This is a genomic window from Endozoicomonas sp. 2B-B (assembly GCF_053470045.1).
In genome coordinates this window covers 243,077-262,314 of sequence record NZ_JBLZMU010000001.1, presented here as the reverse complement: position 1 = coordinate 262,314, position 19,238 = coordinate 243,077, and the positions used below count along the sequence as shown (strand labels likewise).

Genomic DNA, 19,238 nt, shown 5'->3' with positions numbered 1-19,238 from the left:
GATACCTGTTTTTGTTGGCATTGATCCGGGCCTGGCGGTGGCAATTGCCATAGATACAAACCCAGCCATTAAAAACCATTGGATAGCTTAGCTGAGGTTTTTCTGAGAAATAGTCTGATAGCCACACTGAAAATTTAAATGGAACCCTGCTTTTTCCTGGCTCTTTAATCCTCCACTTCATCAAGATACATCAGGGCATGACCGAGTTCTCCATGTTCGGGAGGTCTCATAAACTGAAACAACCCCCTCAGCCAGGTCACTTGTGCGGGTGTTTGCAGTAAAATATCACCATCGACCTGAATAGACAGAGGTGTCTCAACCTCGTTTTCAATATTCAGTTGAGTAAAGCAAAGCCGCTGCATACCTGGCCAGTGGAATAATCTCCCAATGGTCATCTTGATAAGTCTCCAAATGAGGTGCGTGCTTGTCTCCATGTTAATCTGAATAAGTGTCCAAACAGGATGAGTCCTGTGCTGATTATAAAGCAGCTCTCCAAAGAATCTGGACGGACCCATATCGTTACAAAGGGTAAGTCCGCCTCCTACCGTCGGCCCTGTCCCCGCTGCCAGAAAATTCAAGGGGATATCATGATAGCTTCCACGATCAAAACGACACCTGACATTGGGTGTATTCCATCTCATTGCTGAACTGAAGGCTAACATTGGATAGGCCATACTTCTTGGTGAATATCTAAGCAGTCGGCTTGGTCGCTCACCACTGTCGTGTTCATCTTTCTTTTTTTTCGTCTGGGTCATCACACCCAGCTCAAACTCATTCACTGCCAGAACCGTTTTCTTCTCGCAACTGCCTCTTTCACAACCTTCAATTTTGTAGGCACCAAAAGGCATAGGAGTGCCATAAACCAATGTCCGAAGGGCATGCATCGGTTTACCCAAACGAAGTGTTTTCGCAATGTCGTTTCCCTTACCCGCCGGTATAACACCAATAACAACTTGTGGTTGACCTTCAAGACCCTGAACCACCTCATGGACAGTGCCATCGCCACCAACAGCAACAATCAGTAACTGATCTTCCTGATCATGTTGCCCCTGCTGCCAGTCCAGATATGCCTGCATTGCCAGTTCCGTTGCATGACCCGCATGTTCTGTAAAAAAAACGTTATATGTCGCTTGTAGCGCAGCTGCAGCCTGGTCTTGTGAGCCAACTGCTGTGTAGTGCTGGTCGACCGCTTCTTCAATTCTGTCCCAAACCCTCCAACCTTTACCATTATTACTGGCAGGATTGACGATAAAGCAGGCATGGCGAATCGCTGCAAATCCGTTTACAGGAATAAGAAATACAAAAAGCAGCAGAACATATGAATAATAAACTCGACTATTCACAGTAAACCATCCCCTTTCTGTCAGTCACGGGTAACTGTTTTTGTTGGCTCTGTCCGGGCCCGACAGAGGCATTTACCGGAGACACAGACCCAGCCATTGAATAACGTAGCCGAGGTGTTTCTGAGAAATAGTCCCACTGCAATACTCAAAATTTACATGGAATCCTGCTTTTTCTTCGCTCTTTCGTCCTCGGCTTCTTCAAAGTACATGTCAAAATAATCGTAATCACCATATACGGGAGGTCTCATAAAATGGAACACTCCCGGCAACCAGGTTATTCGTGCCGGTGTTTGCAGTAAAATATCACCATCAACCTGAATATCCGGAGGTGGTTCCTTCACGTGCTCAATGTCCAGTTGATTAAACTGAGCCCGTTTGAGGCCTGACCAATTGAATAATCTCTGCATAGCCACCTGAACAAGTGCCCAAAAGGGGGGATCCCACTTCTCACCATAAAGCAGCTCCCCCTGCGAACTGTCTGCTCTGACACCATCCTGAAGGCCAAATTCGCCTCCGATTATAGGCCCCGTGACCCCTCCGGCCAGTATATTCAGAGGGATATGGAATCTGCTACCCCCATTAATGCTGCACTTGACCATAGGTGTATTCCATCTCATTGCTGATGCGAGATCTGAGAGTGGATAGATCATATTTCCGGGTGAGTAACTCATCAGTCGACCCGATCGTTCACCGCTCCCGTAATCATTTTTCCTTTTTGTTAACTGATTCGTCACTCCCAGATCAAACTCATTGACTGCCAGAACCGTTTTCTTCTGGCAACTTCCTCTTTCACAAGCTTCAATTTTATACGCACCTAAAGGTTGAACGGCTCCATAAACCAGTGTCCGAAGGGCATGCATCGGGTCACGCAATTGAAGTGATCTTGCTATATTGTTTCCCGTACCCGCCGGTATAACCCCAATAATAACTTGTTGTCGATGAGCTTCTAAACCCTGAACCACCTCATGCACAGTGCCGTCCCCACCCACTGCAACAATTAACAACTGATTCTCTAATAACTGCCTGGCCGAGGCGGACTTCAACGCCTTCCTCCCGGCTTCTTTATAATATAATAACTTCTTCTTTAATAATTTATGCTCGTCCCCCTGCAGCTCCTGCTCCTGTTGCTCCCGCTGCTCCTGATGCTCCTGCTGCCAGTTCTGATGAGCTTGCGTTGCCAGATCCGTTGCATGACCTGCATATTCCGTAAAAAACACTTCAAATGTCACTCGATCCTGAGCAGCAGCCTCGTCCTGTGAGCCTACTGCTGTGAAATAATGATTGACAGCCTGTTCAATACTTTCCCAGACTCTCGCACCCTGTCCATTATTACTGGCTGGATTAACGATAAAGCAGACGTGGCGGATATCTGCCAATATGCTTTTCGGAATCTCTGGATATGGGTTTCCCGGAATCACCGCAAATCCGTTTTTCGGAACAAGAAATACAAAAAGCAGCAGTCCATATAAATAAAAAATTCTGCCAGTCACGTTGAGCCATCCTATTTTCTGTAAGTATCGGGACTTTTTTTATGTGGTTTTTGCCAGCTTCCAGAAGACTGATGTCTCCATCTGCCATAGGACCCAGCATTAAAAACCATTAGACAGCTTAGACGAAGTTTTTCCGTGTAATGTTCAAGCCCTGCTTAACGTTTAAAAAATTCAAGTAAAGTCAGCTCTTCTTCACGACGCATTGCCTCATAACCGAAATCACCGGGTTCAGGGGGTCTCATAAACTGGAATACTTCTGGCACCCAGGTTACTTGTGCCGGGGTTTGCAGCAAAATATCACCGTCAACCTGAATATTCTGAGGTGCCTGACCGTGCCCAATGTCCATTTGAGTAAACCAAGTCTGTTGCAGAGCTGACCGATTGAATAATCTCTGCATGGTCATCTGAAAAAGTGTCGAAATCGGGTGAGCCCTCCGCTGATTGTAGAGCATCTGTCCCTGGTCACTGTTCGGACGCATACCATTAAAAAGTCTCACTCCACCTCCAATCGTTGGCCCAGTTCCCGCTGCCAGCAGATTCAGGGGGATATTGAAGCTGCTACCGCCATCAATACTGCAATCGACTGTAGGTGCATGCCATCTCATTGCTGAACTGAGGGCTGACATTGTATAGACCATTCTTCTGGGAGAGCATCTCAGCAGTCGGCTTGGTCGCTCGCCACTGTCGTGTTCGTTTTTCTTTTTTGTCGCCTGAGCCGTCACACCCAGATCAAACTCATCCACTGCCAAAACCGTTTTCTTCTCGCAAGTTCCTCTTTGACAACCTTCAATTTTGTAGGCACCAAAAGGTGTAGGTCTTCCATAAACCAGACTCCGAAGGGCATGCATGGGATTACCCAAACGAAGTGTTCTTGCTATATCGTTCCCCGTACCCGCCGGTATAACCCCTATAACGACTTGCTGTTGACGATTTTCTAAACCTTGAACCACCTCATGGACAGTGCCATCCCCGCCAACGGCAACGATCAATAACTGATCTCCATAAGCGTGCTGCCCTTGCTGCCAGTTCTGGTATGCCCGAAGTGCCAGTTCCGTTGCATGACCAGGGTGCTCCGTAAAAGACACTTCATATGTCGGCCCTACCAGAGAAGCAGCCTGGTCCATAGAGCCGCTTGCTTTATAGTATTGGTAATGGTCGAGGGCTTCCTTAATACTGTCCCAGACTTTTTCCCCCTGGCCATTATTACTGGTGGGATTAACAATAAAACAGGCGTGGCGAATTTCTGCAAATCCATTTTCCGGAATAAGGAATATAAAAAACAGCAGGCCACATAAACAAAAAATTCTGCTAATCACAGTGAATCATCCTCTTTTGCATCAGCTGCGGACACCTCTTTATGGTGCTTTTGTTGGCTTTGACCCAAGCCTGAACATAGCATCTGCCAGAGATAGAGAAAGAGCAGGACCAGAGCCATCAGGAACCATTGAATAGCGTAGCCGAGATGTTTCTGAGAGGTAGTTTTCATTGTCAGGGGGCGTATCAGATAAGCGCCGGGCTGATTCTGTTCCAGCTTCAGAATATATAGAGGTAGCGTCTGCCCCAATGCTTCCCCCATTCGGTCAAAGTGGATGGCCTGAATACGTTTGGGCCACTCTTCATGCCAGATATCTTCACCCAGCGTGAACGGATTCCCCAATAACCGATAGAGTTTGCCCGTTAACTCAAGTTCTCCATCAGGTGTCTTGATTTCCGGCAAACTGTCTCTGGATTGAGCAGGTATCCAGCCTCTGTTGACCAACAAGTACTGACCATCATTGGCCAGAAAAGGCATGATCAGGTCGTAACCGGCACGACCTTCGTGAATCTGGTTATCGAGAAAAAAAGCCCGACCGAAAATAAAGCGACCACGGACGTTTATTGGCAGATACATGGCATCAGAGTAGCGGCTGATATCAGACAGGCTGAGAGCGGGCATGGTCTGTCGTTCTGCCAGGGTCTGCTCAAGCTCAAGCTTCTCCTGGTATCGGGACATCTGCCAGAACCCCAGTTTGATCAGCAGGGGCAAAAGCAGCAACACCAATAGCGACAACTTAACGCGATAGCTCTTAAGGGATCGATAGCTATACTTCAACATCGGGTGCTCTACCAAACTCCGCTGTTATTCTGATCTGAATGCCTTTAATGTAAGAAAAAACATGTGCGACACAGATTGATTTAACAATCGGTTAAGCAAACCGTTTTTCATCAACTCAGGCATCAGCAGGGAGCGTAATATGTGGTTAAAAATTATTATTGTTGTTCTTTTTCTTGCCGTACTCTTCTGCCTGGGCAGAGGCATGTACTTTCTACTTAAAGGTGATGGCGGTTCCGCCAAACTGGTAAATTCACTCACCGCCCGGGTTGGCCTGACCGCCCTGATCATGTTGATCATTGTGGTGGCCTGGCTGTTTGGAGATGTTCACAGTAACGCTCCCTGGCTGTACCGCTAAACGACGAAAGTCGTTAGTTTCCACCTCTTCCCGGAAATGTCGGGCTCTCCTCATATCAGATAAACAAAGATAAACAGGCCGAGCCAGACCACATCAACAAAGTGCCAATACCAGCTGGATGCCTCAAAAGCAAAATGGTTATCCGGCTCAAAATGCCCTTTATAGATACGAATCAGCATGATCAGCAACATTATGGCACCCAGGGTGACGTGTGCCCCGTGAAAACCCGTCAAAATAAAGAACGTTGAGCCATAGATACCCGCGCTCAGGGTCAACCCAAGCTCATTGTAGGCTTCAGCGTATTCTTCAGCCTGAAAGTAAAGGAAAGTAAAACCCAGAATCAGGGTGAGAATCATCCATACCTTCACCTTGGTTCTCTCCGCCTTTCTGAGGGCATGGTGTGCAATCGTCAGGGTAATACTGGAAGCGACCAGTAACAGGGTGTTCAGCAGAGGAAGATGGAATGGATCGATGACCCCACGGGCTCCCGGGAATGTTTCATTATCCGGGTTGGTCATCAGCGGCCAGTCCGCTTCAAACTCTGGCCAGAGGTGTTCATGAGTGGAAGCACCGTCTCCCTCGCCGGCCAGCCAGGGAACGGCAAAGTAACGGATATAAAAGAGCGTTCCGAAGAAAGCCGCAAAGAACATGACTTCGGAGAAGATAAACCAGCCCATACTCCAGCGGAAGCTGCGGTTCATCTGGTCACTGTAAAGACCTTTGCGGGACTCTTCGATGACATTACTGAACCAGCCAAAGATCATGTAGGCCATGATCAGGGAGCCGCCGAAAAACACATAATGTGCAAACGAATCTTTTACCCCGGCAGACATGTCGTTCATCATCATGCCTGCACCCAACAGCATGGTAAAAAGACCTATCGAGGCAATGATCGGCCACTTGCTCTGGGCCGGAACATAATAGGTACCTTCACCTTCTTGAGCCATCAGAATCTCCTCAGGACGGCAGTGTCCTCTCTCCCATTGTCGTCACATCAAACAAGGTGTACGACAACGTTAGTTTGGTGATATGCCGGGGTAATGCCTGATCCACAATAATTCTAAGCGGCATGATTTTTTCTTCGCCTGCTTCCAATGTCTGGGTGGTGAAGCAGAAACACTCTACCTTGTGCAGATAGTTGGTAGCCTGAAACGGTGAAACACTGGGAATGGCCTGACCGATCATTCGTTCGCTGGTCGGGTTGCGGGCAAAGAACTCCAGCTCGCCAACCTGCCCGGGGTGAACCACCACCTCTGTGACGCTGGGTTTGAAGTCCCAGCTCATCTCAGCATTGTTGGTTGCCACAAACTGCACTTTCACCTTCCGGCTGGTATCCACCTCAGCCGTTTCGGCATTGTAGCGGTATGGATTCGGATCGGTTTTGCCGTTGAGTCCCGTTACCTTACAAAACACGTCGTATATGGGAACCATGGCAAAGCCGAAACCAAACATACCGCCAGCCACCAAGCCAGTCTTGATGACAGTTCTCCGCGACAGGTCGGCCGGGGTATCATCCTTCTCACTCATTACTTCACGTCCGGTGGTGTGGTGAAGGTATGGTAAGGTGCTGGCGAAGGCAGGCTCCATTCCAGACCTTCTGCACCTTCCCAGCTTTGAGCCTTGGCTTTCTCGCCGCCCCTGATGCATTTGATCACGATAAACAGGAACAGCAGCTGCGTGGTTCCAAACATAAAGCCACCGATACTGGCAATCATGTTGAAGTCGGCAAATTGCAGGGCATAATCCGGAATACGGCGAGGCATACCCGCCAGCCCGATAAAGTGCATCGGAAAGAAGGTCAGGTTCATACCGATAAAGGACAGCCAGAAATGCGTCTTGCCCAGCGTCTCGTCATACATATGACCTGTCCATTTGGGCAACCAGTAATAGACCGCAGCAAAGATGGCAAAAATTGCACCGGGTACCAGTACGTAGTGGAAGTGAGCCACGACAAAATAGGTGTCGTGATACTGGAAGTCAGCAGGGGCAATAGACAGCATCAGCCCAGAGAAACCACCAATGGTAAACAACACCACAAAAGCAATACTGAACAGCATGGGGGTTTCAAAGGTCATGGCGCCCCTGAACATAGTGGTAACCCAGTTAAAGACCTTCACTCCGGTAGGCACAGCAATCAACATGGTGGCGTACATAAAGAACAGTTCACCCACCAGCGGAATACCTACGGTAAACATATGGTGCGCCCAGACAATAAACGACAGAAAAGCAATACTTGCGGTGGCATAGACCATTGACGTATAGCCAAAGAGGGGTTTTCTGGCGAATGCTGGCAGAATGGCTGACACAATCCCGAAGGAAGGCAGGATCATGATGTACACCTCCGGATGTCCGAAGAACCAGAAAATATGCTGGAACAGAACAGGGTCGCCACCACCGCCGGCGTTAAAGAAACTGGTGCCAAAGTGGATGTCCATCAGCATCATAGTCACAGCACCGGCCAGTACCGGCATAACAGCAATCAGCAGATACGCAGTAATCAACCAGGTCCATACAAACAGCGGCATCTTCATCATGGTCATGCCGGGTGCCCGCAGGTTCAGAATGGTGGCGATGATATTGATCGCCCCCATGATGGACGAGATACCCAGCATGTGGATGGCAAAGATAAAGAAGGTGGTTGACGGCGGTCCATAGGTGGTTGACAGCGGTGCGTAGAATGTCCAGCCAAAGTTTGGACCGCCGCCTTCCATAAACAGTGTGCTGATCAGCATCACGGCTGCAAAAGGCAGAATCCAGAAGCTCCAGTTATTCATTCTTGGCAGCGCCATGTCTGGCGCACCGATCATCAATGGAATCATCCAGTTAGCCAGGCCGACAAAGGCAGGCATGACCGCACCGAATACCATGATGAGACCGTGCATGGTGGTCATCTGGTTAAAGAAGCCGGGATCAACGATCTGCATCCCTGGTTGAAACAGTTCCGCCCGGATAACCATCGCCATAGCACCGCCGGTCAGGAACATAATAAAACTGAACCAGAGATACATGGTGCCAATATCTTTATGGTTCGTGGTTAGCACCCAGCGCATCAATCCCCTGGCAGGACCGTGTTGGTCATGATGCTCGCTTGGCTTGTCATTTGCGCATGTGTCTGTCACAGCAGTCATGGTTGCATTCCTCACAGTCCAGCCTGATGTGTATTAGTATTCGGCTCATTCACCGCTGGCTTACTGACGGCAGCAGACCCGCCTGAAGCTTCAGCATCCGTCGCTTTGTACTCCCCGGTATTTTTGTATTCCAGAATCTGCTTCGGCGTGACCAGATCACCGGTATTATTACCCCAGGCATTTCTTTCGTAGGTAATGACTGCCGCCAGATCGACTTCGCTCAACTGGGCAGCAAAGGCCTGCATGGCGGTACCCTTCTTGCCGTTCACGACAATATCGATATGCGCTTTGACCTGATCTTTCTCAACAGCCATTTTTGATCCTTTGAGAGCAGGAAACAGGGGCGGCATACCCTCACCATTGACCTGGTGACAGGCCGCACAGACTCTTTCGTAGGTGTTTTTTCCGCGCTCCATCAGCTCGGCCATAGTCCAGTTTTTACTGGTTAACTCACGCTCTTTAGCGGCCAGTGTTTTCTTCTCTGACAACCAGTCTTCATAGTCATCCGGTGACCTGACATCCACTACAATGGGCATAAAGCCATGATCCTTCCCACACAGTTCTGCACATTGACCACGATAAATTCCGGGACGTTCGACGTTGGTCCAGGCTTCGTTAATAAAACCCGGAATAGCATCCCGTTTAACGGCGAATGAAGGTACCCACCATGAATGAATAACATCTGCGGCAGTAACCAGGAAACGGATCTTTTTACCCGCAGGTAATACCAGTGGTTCGTCAACCTCCAGAAGATAGTTGGGGTCTTTGCTGCGAACGTTATAAATCTGTTCCGGTGTAGTTTTGAGATTACTGAAGAAGGACACTCCTTCTCCCAGATACTCATACTGCCACTTCCATTGATACCCGGTAATTTTGATATCAATTTCAGCTTCATCCGTATCGTAAATATCAATCAGTGTCTTTGTTGCCGGAATCGCCATGCCCACCAGAATTAATAGTGGGATGGTCGTCCACAGTATTTCTACAATCGTACTTTCATGGAAGGGATGGGGCTTAACGCCTCTTGATTTACGGTGCATGAAAATGGAGTAAAACATAACACCGAATACCACAATGCCAATGACCACACAGATAATAAATATGGTCATGTGCAAGTCGTAAACCGAACGACTGACTGCCGTAACCCCCTCGGTCATATTGACTTTCCAATCAGCCAACAGATGGCTGGGCATCATAAAACCTGATAGTGTGGTCAGAAAAACCAGAAAGTATTGACCGTCTCCCCCGGAAACAATAGAAGAGGGTCGTTTTCTGGAAGTTAAACAAGTGGAAGAAACCAGAACTTTTCCTAATCCGAGCGACAATAACGACCGGACTATTCGAAAAATGGCACCATACCGGAACCCCGCCACTGGCACCATCCGGGATGGGCGATATTTACCGCTCATGCTTTTCGTCCCGTTCATGGCAGTTTTTATCAAAAGAAAGAGAGCTAGTGCGTGCTGCATCATTCCCTTACATCCCCTGACTGTCCGCCCAGACAAGGCGGTGACTTATTATTATTGTTCAGCAGACCCAAGTCTTGCTTTCAGAGGCGACGGGGCAGCAAGCATCCGGACATCCCCGAGCAATGCTTACTGACTTGACTAGTTGTCGTTACCGGACAGGAGCCACACAGCATCTTGCCAGAAAAACTGCAATACACTTTAACTATCAGAGCTAACTACCAGAGCTGCTGATTTACAGAGATTTCAGCCAACCGTCTACCTGTTATTTCTTTTTCGCTGTGGAGAAAAAAACAACCCGGTTCAGGCTATCTGCGGAAAGTCAAAGTGCCAATATTCAATCGCAAGAGAGCGCTAAGTAACCGACAACGTCATACTACTTCGGACCCGACCTGCAAAACCTACTGCACAGGAACACCCTGCAAATAACAATACCCGTGAGACGCATTGAGTGATTCATTCAACCTGACAATGATCGCTCATCAAGTATAGTCCCAGAACCTCATTAAACAACATGATTGCACAAAATGAAAAGAGTCTTGTCAAAAAATACCTTTAATAAAAAATTGCCACTTGTCGTTTAAAATAAGGTAACGTGAATTCAATGGAAAAAATACCTATTTAGACTTTCTTCGATCACTCTTACTGGGTCGACACAACTTTGTGACACCTATTACGGATACAAACATCCATTCAGCTTCTTAACGATATATTTTTTTACACCTCGAAGTGGGCAGGTCAGAACCCATTTTTAAAGCCTGTTTAAGCATATGTAGTGTGTCATTTTTTTGACTGCACAAGTGCTTGCACTTTTTCATTTTTGTCGTAATTTACAGTCTTTTTTAAATTCTAATTTAATGAATAAAAGATCTTTGTATTATGAAAAAGAGGTATTTAAAAAAGCTTGAGTTCTTATTGGTACTATGGTCTTTTTAACACCTTCACGGTGACGTTGCAGTACCCAAATTAATAGCAACCGCAACGGAGACAATCATGGACGTAGAGGCAATTAATAATCTGATCGATTGTGCCCGAAAGCATGAAGAGGGCTCAAGCCACCTTCAGTCGCTTGTCTGTCAACAGGTGGAGCAGTTGCACCACACAATCGAACTTCCCGACGACATGGCCAGTGAGACACTGCTGAAGTTTGCAGTTGAATACATTGATCATGTACCTGACTTTCTTGAAGCGCTGGATCAGGCTTCAAAGGAACTGGACATTGAGGCTTTCATTTCCCCTTTTCTAAGCATTGCCGAAGAGAACTTTCTGGCACCGGTTTTGCAGTCCCAAAATAATGTGGGGCTGTTTGATCTGCTGGATAAAGCCTACTTTACGCATCGACTGATTGAGGAAGTAAACGACAGTTACCTATCTCGAATCGGCTCTCCCCTGATCCCGATGAACATGACCTGGGCCAACCTGATCATTCATGCCATTCTGGGTGAAGAGTTTGGCAATGAGCTGGACAAAATCGTTGAGCAGACGGTCAGGCACATGATTCGTTCGCAGGAGCTTTATAACGATCGCATGTTCAAGGATTTCGTCAACAACCGCAATCCGGAGCAGTGGGTAACGGCCTGGTCAAAATGGAATTGCCTGTCCAGCCGTATGGGTATTGAACTGAAGTTTACGTCAGCAGCCTGATCCGGGGCACTGACGATGAAGTAGAGGTTAATGCAGAGGACTGTATTTGAACATCGCTTGTTAAACTCCAATAGCCATGGCGCATTTGCAAAGCAGCACAGCTGTGAGGGTTTATCATAACATCTGATTTCGAACTCAGGGTTGTTGATCCAGTATTCTTACGATCTGAACAGCGCTTTCCTTTTTAGCATCATCATCCGACTTCCTGTCTTCTGGGGAGACCCTCGTCACTGGTGGTTTCCCCGCAAGAGAAGGATCTTTTTCCATCACATCCGAATAATGGCATTCCACGCACTCGCGATAGTTTTCACCGTTCTCGGTGTACATCCTCACCGAATCCTGCTGACCACAGGATGGACAGACGGCTCCGGCAATAAATCTTTTCGTTGTCATAGCTCTGAGGCCTACAGCAAACAGGTGCCACAGCGCATAAATGCCTATAGCACATAAAGAAATACCAAGACCCCGAGATCCCATGATCTCAGAGCCTTTCATTCAAAATTCTCTTTTCAGGCAGAGATACCCGAATGGCGCAACAGAGCATCCACTTCTGGCTCCCGGCCCCGGAAATTTACAAACAGCTCCATGGGCTCCGCAGAACCGCCTTTTTCCAGAATTTCATGCAGGAAAGACTCACCGGTCTGGCGGTTGAATATACCCTCTTCTTCAAATCGGGAGAAAGCATCCGCAGACAATACCTCAGCCCATTTGTAGCTGTAGTAGCCCGCCGCATATCCTCCAGCAAAGATATGGCTGAAGCCATGCTGGAAACGATTGAAGGCCGGAGGCATAACCACAGAGACCTGACCGCGAACTTCATCCAATACCGCCTGAACCGTTTTCCCTTCACTCACGCTTTTTGAAAAGTCTTTATGCAGTTTGAAATCAAACAATGAGAACTCCAGCTGACGCACCATCATCATGGCGGACTGGAAGTTTTTAGCGGCCAGTAATTTATCCAGTTTATCTTCAGGCAGAGGCTCGCCCGTTTCAAAATGGCCGGAGATCAAAGCCAGACCATCTTCTTCCCAGCACCAATTCTCAAGAAACTGGCTGGGCAGCTCGACTGCATCCCAGGCTACGCCATTGATTCCGGATACGGTAGAATAATCGACCCGGGTCAGCATGTGATGCAAACCGTGACCAAACTCATGGAACAGGGTCACAACTTCATCATGGGTCAGCAGGGCTGGCTGATTACCAACGGGTGGCGTGAAGTTACAAGTCAGGTAAGCCACTGGCAGCTGAACTTTGTCGCCAATCCTGCGACGCACCCGGCACTCACCCATCCAGGCACCACCGCGCTTGTGTTCACGGGCATAGATGTCGAGGTAGAAACGACCAATCACTTCGCCATCGCGAATAACATTGAAAAAGCCAACATCTTTGTGCCAGGTTTCAACGTCGGTGACCTTGTCAAAGGTAATTCCAAATAGGCGTTCCACGACAGAGAACATGCCATTCACTACTTTTTCTGACGGAAACCAGGGACGCAACTCTTCCTGAGAAATAGCGTAGCGCTGCTGTCTGAGCTTCTCGCCATAGTAGCCAATGTCCCAGGCCTGCAAATCTTCAGCACCGTGTTCTGCTTTGGCAAAGGCTTTCAGTTCATTCAGTTCTTTTTCTGCCTGAGGCTTGCTCTTACTGGCCAGATCTTCCAGAAACGCAACGACCTTGTCAGTGGAGTCAGCCATTTTGGTCGCCAGTGAGTATTCCGCATAGTTGTTGAACCCCAGCAGTTCGGCCAGCTCCTGACGTAGCTTGAGGATTTCATTAATATTGCCTGAATTATCAAATTCACCCGCATTCGGACCCTGGTCCGATGCCCGGGTACTGAACGCTGTATAAACCTCTTCCCGCAACTCACGATTGTCTGCGTAGGTGATCACCGGAAAATAGCTCGGAAAATCCAGATTCAGCATCCAGCCTTCGCTGTGACCTTTGGACTCAGCCAACTGTCTGGCGCCTGCCAATGCGGATTCAGGCAGGCCGGCCAGCTCTGATTCATCGGTAATCAGTTTGGACCAGGCCATGGTGGCATCCAGAACATTGTCAGAAAACTTACTGGTCAGTTCAGAAAGACGTTTTTGAATGTCGCCATAACGAGCTTTTTTCTCTTGCGGCAGGGCAACACCCGCCAGTTTGAAATCCCGCAGATTATCGGTAATGACTTTTTTCTGAGCCTTATCCAGATTCTCGAACCCCTCTGACTCAGACAGCGTCAGATAGGCCTGATAGAGATCCTGATTCTGACCCAGCCATGTTGAATATTCGGAAAGCAGGGGAAGACAGGCATTGTAAGCATCTCTTAGCTCATCGGTATTGACGACAGCATTCATATGACCCACCGGTGACCAGGTCTGATTAAGCCTGTCTCCCAGACTGTCCATGGGTTCCTGAAGCGTCTTCCAGCTGAAGGTTTGATTTTTATCTGCCAGAAGTGCGTCTACCGCTTGCTCACTTTCGGCAATAATGGTCTCTACAGCCGGTTTTATATGCTCTGGTTTAATCTTGGCAAAAGGAGGCAGTTCGCAGTTTTCCAGCAGTGGGTTGCTCATAATTCAGATGCTCGCTGTTTATTGTCCAAACTGATCGTTCTTTTTATGTCTATGGGTGCAGGATTATCGGTTTTCAAGGACAATGCAATACTTGAAAGCGTTCTGCTTCGCGACAATAGTTGTCTAAAAGGCATAACTTTCTTTCAGTTTGAGCAATTGTTGTTCTAACTTTCCCTGTCTGAGAAACTATTGAGGCATGAGATGAGTCCAACTGTATTCAAGAAGAAGGGGTATCGTTTTTTCTGAGAGATTGAGAAACTGATCAAGGAGAAGCACTATGCCATCATCAACGCATGGAATATGCACTTCCGGAACTGAAGTGACAAATATCTCATCTCATGGCATCTGGCTATTGACCAGTGGCAAAGAGCTGTTCATGTCTTACGAAGATTTTCCATGGTTCAAGGACCAGCCAGTTAGCGCAATCATCAACGTTGAAGAACTCAGAAAAGGTCACTTCTATTGGCCAGATATTGATGTTGATCTTACTGAAACAATGATTGAATCTCCTGACCGTTTTCCTCTTAAAGCCCAGACCAAGAGCAAGCAAAGAAGCCAAACACTATGACAAGCCAATCCATCAGAACCTTCAGAGGTCATACCCCAACACTGGGTGACCGGGTATTTATTGACGAAACCGCTCTGATCCTGGGCGACGTAGAAATTGGTGAAGACAGCTCCGTCTGGCCCATGGCGGTGGTGCGCGGAGATATGCATCGCATCCGCATCGGCTCACGCACCAGTATTCAGGACGGTTCGGTGTTGCATATCACCCATGCCAGCGCTTTTAACCCTGATGGTTATCCGTTGATTATTGGTGATGAAGTGACGGTCGGTCACAAGGTCACCCTGCATGGCTGTACGATCCACAATCGTTGCCTGATTGGCATTGGGGCCGTGGTGATGGATGGCGTTGTGGTCGAGGAGGAAGTGATTGTCGCTGCGGGCAGCCTGGTGCCACCGAGAAAGCGACTGGAAAGCGGGTTTGTATACAAAGGCAATCCAGCCCAGAAGGCTCGCCCGATCACTGAAAAAGAGAAGGCCTTATTCTCTTACGGTGCGGACAACTATGTGAAGTTGAAAAACGAATACCTGGGCCTTTAAAGGTTATTAAAAATAAATTTAATATAATTAAAATTTATTTTCGCCCAAAGTATTACAGACGCTTGAACTATCCAGACCTAATCTTCCCATATCAATACATGATTTGGGGAGATTCACCATGAGCGAAGCCATCATGCCCATCAACACAGCAGCCACTCAACAGTCCCACTGGATCGCAGACAGCCAACTGGACAAGCAGGAAATCTACAACGCTGAAAAGCAGGCTGAGAAATTTCATGAAAACCTCAGCGCCCAAACCGCTGAACAGCATTCTGGATATATGAAAGATAAACAGGCCAGACTGGCATTGTTGCTGAGCCAAAAGAATTTTGTTATTTGAGCCTATGCAGATTGACTGGGGCTGCTATGCTGTCAGCTCCATTCACGTAAACAGGTTCCATAATTCATGTCCCTAGAAGTAAGACTTGAAAAGCTTGAAATCCAGCATAGAAGCCTTGACGCAGATGTGCACAGTCTGGCCAGGGTGTGTGCAGATATAAAAAACATCGAACTCACTAATCAGCATGATATTGCCGGATTGAAGTTAGATGTTTCCGGGGTGAAGACGGATCTCGCTGGTGTGAAAGCCTGCATAGCCGCATTGACAGAAGCTACCCACGCAGGGTTCAAAAGGGCGGATGAACAACACAACGAGTTCGTCAGGGAAACCCGCCAACGCTTTGATGAACATGACAAGCGCTTTGACGAACATGACAAGCGCTTTGACGAACATGACAAGCGCTTTGACGAAGTCGATCGCCGTTTTGACAAGGTCGATGAGCGTTTCGACAAGGTCGATGAGCGTTTCGACAAGGTCGATGAGCGTTTTGATCGGCTCGAGTTACTCATTCGTCAGAGAATTCCCAATACACAAAACTAATCACTTCCGAAAACTTACCCTCCACAAAAAGCCCGCCAGATTTTAATGGCCGGGCTTTGTCGTGTAAAACCGACAAATCAGGATTGGTTTTTTTAAAGGCCAGATGTTATAAGCCCGCTCAATTTTTTTATTCTAATTCTGAGTTTAAGCTGAACCGATGGAAATCTACTCCACAGCCATATTGCTGTTCCTGATTATGGATCCGCTCGGCAATATGCCAATCTTTATCTCTGTTCTAAAAGCTGTGCCCCCCAGGCGCCGGGTCAAAATTCTGATGCGGGAAATGCTGATCGCCCTGTTGATTCTGGTGATTTTCCTGTTTGTCGGTGATGCCATGCTGCAGGTACTCCATCTCAGGCAGGAAGCGGTCAGTATTGCAGGGGCGATTATCCTCTTTATTATCGCCATCAAGATGATTTTCCCTCCCAGCCGAGGGGGTGGCATCATGGGTGACACCCCCGATGGCGAGCCTTTCATCGTACCTCTGGCCATCCCTTTGATTGCCGGTCCTTCCATACTGGCCACCCTGATTCTGCTGGGTAATCAGCACCCGGGAGAACAGGCTAAACTGGTGACGGCATTGCTGATCGCCTGGGCTGCATCCGCAGCCATCCTGATGTGCTCAAATCAATTTATGAGAGTATTGGGCAACCGTGGTGTATTCGCTATTGAGCGATTGATGGGGATGATTCTGGTGATGCTTTCTGTGCAAATGTTTATGGATGGTATTGCCAAATATCTGGGATGATTCCCAACCGCTTGGAGGCTGTCACATGTCAGCCTCCAACGTCAGAACCCGTGAAATTATTCTTAATTTATATCTTCCATACAAAATACTTATCGCCTGCTGCGCTGTAAAAAAAGTGTAACTTCGCCAGCATAAAAAAACTTCATTACCTTTATGAAAAAAACTTATAACCATAGATCAAAGAAAAGTAAGTTTATTCATCTGTATTTTTGTAAATTTCAACAAGTCTAACTTTTTTGAACGATTCAATTTTTACGCACTTACGTTCAAAAACCTTCTTGATCCTTTTTACAACTTTTAGTTATATTCGGTTACCCGACCACTGTGATTCGGTTTTTCTGTATTAAAAACACATAATCCGAAGAGACGATGACCAGGGCTGGGGAAGATTTCCGTGATCTGTTTTTCGGGATCAATGCTACACCCGGCGGAATTGACGACAGTAGTCCATCAAATAAAAACAACCACCAGTAGATGACTCTTTACTCAGGTTGAGAACATTGAACAAGGTGTTATAAAACGGCAATACACAGGATCGTGTGTTACTCGTCTTGCTCTGACACATCCGTCAGCAGCAACAACACCCGCCCATTACCATAACTCCAATCAGAATTATGCGTTGACCGTTATCAGACCGGTCATCGAATGAAGGGGACAACAATATGAAGAAGCCGTTCAAGGCTCTGACACTTGCCGGTATTCCGGCTTTGACTCTGACCGCCAGCCTCATGGCCGTCACCAGTGCCAACGCCGCTATCGTTCCAGCAGGCACACAGCTGGCACAGGCCCAGGAACTGGTCCGCGGTAACGGCTCAGAACCTGCTTCTATCGATCCTCAGAAAGTAGAAGGTGTTCCAGGTTCTAACATCACCAAAGATCTGTTTGAAGGCCTGGTAACTCAGGATGCTGAAGGCAACACTATCCCGGGACAGGCTGAAAGCTGGACTGTTTCCAAAGACAATAAAGTATTTACATTTAAAATTCGTGACACCGCTAAATGGTCCAATGGTGACCCGGTAACAGCGGGCGATTTTGTCTTTGCTTTCCAGCGCGCGGTTGATCCTGAAACAGCCTCCCGTTATGCCTGGTTCATGGAAATCCCAACCATCGTTAACGCTTCTGCTATTGTCAAAGGCGAGAAGCCAGCAGACAGTCTGGGCGTTAAAGCTATTGACGACAAAACCTTTCAGGTCACTCTGGAACAGCCTGTTCCTTACTTCATCAAAATGTTGGCTCACCAGACCACTTTCCCTGTTCCCCAGAAAGTTGTTGAAAAGCTGGGAGACAGCTGGACCCGCCCGGGCAACATGGTATCCAACGGTGCATACAAACTGGCTGACTGGCGTGTAAACGAAAAAATCGTTCTGGAGCGTAACAATAACTACTGGAACAATAATGAAACCGTTATCAACAAGGTGACATACCTGCCTCTCCAGAACACTCCAGAGCTGAACCGCTACAAGGCCGGCGAAATGGACATGACTTACGTGATTCCTATTGAACACTTCAAGTCCCTGAAAAAGCAGGCACCCAGTGAAGTGAAGGTAACTCCATACCTGGGTACCTACTACTACAGCTTTAACACGGAACGTAAACCTTTTGACGATGCCCGTGTTCGTAAGGCTCTGTCCTACGCCATCGATCGTGATGCGATCACCCAATACGTGAAAGGTCAGGGTGAGAAGTCTGCTTACACCTTCACCCCTGATACCATCAGCGGCTTTGTACCACCAACCACTGAATACAGCAAAATGGCCCAGGCAGAGCGTAATGCAGAAGCCAAACGCCTGATGACTGAAGCTGGATACGGCCCAAACAAGCCGCTGGAACTGGAAATCCTGTACAACACTGACGAAGCTCACAAAAAAATCGCTATCGCCATTTCCCAGATGTGGAAGCCACTGGGTGTGAAAACAACATTGGTTAATCAGGAGTGGAAAACATTCCTCGACTCCCGAAACGACGGCAAGTTCGAAGTAGCCCGTGGCGGCTGGATCGGCGACTACAATGAAGCCTCTACCATGCTGGATCTGAATACCTCCACCCACGGTCAGAATGACTCCAGGTTTGTTAACGAGATGTATGACAAGCTGATGGCGGAATCCAGAGTTGTGACCAGCGACGAAGAGCGCTCCCATCTCTACACTGAAGCCGAGAAAGTTCTGGCTGATGAGATGCCTGTCGCTCCTATCTACCAATACGTAACCAGCCGACTGGTTAAGCCATACGTCGGTGGTTACCCAATGAGCAATGTTGAGGACAACGTTTACACCAGAGATTTGTATATCAAGAAGCATTAATCTCTCTGGCGTGGAAAACCCCTGGTTCCCACGCTCTTGAGGGATGTCGCAAAACCTCCGGTTGCCGGACTGAAGCCGGTCAACCGGAGGCTTGGTAACAGCCTCTCCTGCATGGAAACAAGTTTTA

The 19,238-nt window shown here is 47.8% G+C and carries 18 protein-coding genes; 8 read left to right on the top strand and 10 right to left on the bottom strand.

Going from position 1 to position 19,238, the window contains the following annotated elements; translation table 11 throughout:
- Window positions 1–164: 164 nt before the first annotated feature.
- From ACOMHB_RS01005 to ACOMHB_RS00990, 4 genes are all read right to left on the bottom strand, one after another.
- Window positions 165–1,343 (bottom strand): diacylglycerol/lipid kinase family protein, encoded by a 1,179-nt coding sequence (locus ACOMHB_RS01005; protein ID WP_448215136.1) that lies wholly within the window; start codon window positions 1,341–1,343, stop codon window positions 165–167.
- A gap of 152 nt (window positions 1,344–1,495) precedes the next feature.
- Window positions 1,496–2,833, bottom strand: a complete 1,338-nt coding sequence (locus ACOMHB_RS01000) for a diacylglycerol/lipid kinase family protein (RefSeq protein WP_448215135.1) — start codon at window positions 2,831–2,833, stop codon at window positions 1,496–1,498.
- A 155-nt stretch (window positions 2,834–2,988) separates the two neighbouring features.
- Window positions 2,989–4,149, bottom strand: coding sequence for a diacylglycerol/lipid kinase family protein (locus ACOMHB_RS00995; RefSeq protein WP_448215134.1), 1,161 nt, complete (start codon window positions 4,147–4,149; stop codon window positions 2,989–2,991).
- Window positions 4,146–4,928 carry an SURF1 family protein gene (locus ACOMHB_RS00990; RefSeq protein WP_422136124.1) on the bottom strand — a complete coding sequence of 261 codons (783 nt, stop codon included), beginning with the start codon at window positions 4,926–4,928 and terminating at the stop codon, window positions 4,146–4,148. The genes ACOMHB_RS00995 and ACOMHB_RS00990 overlap by 4 nt, the downstream gene beginning before the upstream one ends.
- Before the next feature lie 139 nt (window positions 4,929–5,067).
- Here ACOMHB_RS00990 and ACOMHB_RS00985 point away from each other — a divergent pair, with 139 nt between their 5' ends.
- On the top strand, window positions 5,068–5,283 hold the full coding sequence (locus tag ACOMHB_RS00985) for a twin transmembrane helix small protein (RefSeq protein ID WP_422136123.1): 216 nt from the start codon (window positions 5,068–5,070) through the stop codon (window positions 5,281–5,283).
- 50 nt (window positions 5,284–5,333) lie between these two features.
- On the opposite strand, the gene ACOMHB_RS00980 is transcribed toward ACOMHB_RS00985, so the two are convergent.
- From ACOMHB_RS00980 to coxB, 4 genes are read right to left on the bottom strand one after another with little or no spacing between them, the layout of a single operon-like run.
- Window positions 5,334–6,230, bottom strand: a complete 897-nt coding sequence (locus ACOMHB_RS00980; protein ID WP_448215133.1) for a cytochrome c oxidase subunit 3 — start codon at window positions 6,228–6,230, stop codon at window positions 5,334–5,336.
- Between the two features lie 10 nt (window positions 6,231–6,240).
- Window positions 6,241–6,810, bottom strand: coding sequence for a cytochrome c oxidase assembly protein (locus ACOMHB_RS00975; RefSeq protein ID WP_448215132.1), 570 nt, complete (start codon window positions 6,808–6,810; stop codon window positions 6,241–6,243).
- Window positions 6,810–8,411 (bottom strand): cytochrome c oxidase subunit I, encoded by a 1,602-nt coding sequence (gene ctaD / locus ACOMHB_RS00970; protein ID WP_448215131.1) that lies wholly within the window; start codon window positions 8,409–8,411, stop codon window positions 6,810–6,812. Before ctaD ends, ACOMHB_RS00975 begins: the two co-directional genes overlap by 1 nt.
- 11 nt (window positions 8,412–8,422) lie before the next feature.
- Window positions 8,423–9,607: a cytochrome c oxidase subunit II gene (coxB, locus tag ACOMHB_RS00965; RefSeq protein WP_448218588.1), complete on the bottom strand. Its 1,185-nt coding sequence runs from the start codon at window positions 9,605–9,607 to the stop codon at window positions 8,423–8,425.
- Between the two features lie 1,263 nt (window positions 9,608–10,870).
- Here coxB and ACOMHB_RS00960 point away from each other — a divergent pair.
- Window positions 10,871–11,521, top strand: coding sequence for a hypothetical protein (locus tag ACOMHB_RS00960; protein ID WP_448215130.1), 651 nt, complete (start codon window positions 10,871–10,873; stop codon window positions 11,519–11,521).
- A 135-nt stretch (window positions 11,522–11,656) separates the two neighbouring features.
- Here the strand turns inward: ACOMHB_RS00960 and ACOMHB_RS00955 are convergent, their stop codons facing one another.
- Window positions 11,657–11,914, bottom strand: coding sequence for a YheV family putative zinc ribbon protein (locus ACOMHB_RS00955; protein WP_422136118.1), 258 nt, complete (start codon window positions 11,912–11,914; stop codon window positions 11,657–11,659).
- Window positions 11,915–12,030: 116 nt separating this feature from the next.
- Window positions 12,031–14,079, bottom strand: coding sequence for an oligopeptidase A (gene prlC / locus ACOMHB_RS00950; RefSeq protein WP_448215129.1), 2,049 nt, complete (start codon window positions 14,077–14,079; stop codon window positions 12,031–12,033).
- 277 nt (window positions 14,080–14,356) lie between these two features.
- On the opposite strand from prlC, the gene ACOMHB_RS00945 reads away from it, so the two are divergent.
- From ACOMHB_RS00945 to ACOMHB_RS00920, 6 genes are all read left to right on the top strand, one after another.
- Entirely contained in the window at window positions 14,357–14,647 is a 291-nt protein-coding gene (locus ACOMHB_RS00945) for a DUF2442 domain-containing protein (RefSeq protein WP_448215128.1), read from the top strand.
- On the top strand, window positions 14,644–15,183 hold the full coding sequence (locus tag ACOMHB_RS00940) for a gamma carbonic anhydrase family protein (RefSeq protein WP_448215127.1): 540 nt from the start codon (window positions 14,644–14,646) through the stop codon (window positions 15,181–15,183). The genes ACOMHB_RS00945 and ACOMHB_RS00940 overlap by 4 nt, the downstream gene beginning before the upstream one ends.
- A 118-nt stretch (window positions 15,184–15,301) precedes the next feature.
- Complete coding sequence (locus tag ACOMHB_RS00935) at window positions 15,302–15,523, top strand: hypothetical protein (protein ID WP_448215126.1); 222 nt, start codon at window positions 15,302–15,304, stop codon at window positions 15,521–15,523.
- A 66-nt stretch (window positions 15,524–15,589) separates the two neighbouring features.
- On the top strand, window positions 15,590–16,063 hold the full coding sequence (locus ACOMHB_RS00930; RefSeq protein ID WP_448215125.1) for a hypothetical protein: 474 nt from the start codon (window positions 15,590–15,592) through the stop codon (window positions 16,061–16,063).
- A 157-nt stretch (window positions 16,064–16,220) separates the two neighbouring features.
- A complete protein-coding gene (locus tag ACOMHB_RS00925; RefSeq protein ID WP_317144210.1) occupies window positions 16,221–16,811 on the top strand; it encodes a YhgN family NAAT transporter in 591 nt (196 codons plus the stop codon).
- A gap of 662 nt (window positions 16,812–17,473) precedes the next feature.
- The gene (locus ACOMHB_RS00920) at window positions 17,474–19,111 is read left to right on the top strand and encodes an ABC transporter substrate-binding protein (RefSeq protein ID WP_448215124.1); all 1,638 of its coding nucleotides are present in this window, start codon (window positions 17,474–17,476) and stop codon (window positions 19,109–19,111) included.
- Window positions 19,112–19,238: the final 127 nt, after the last annotated feature.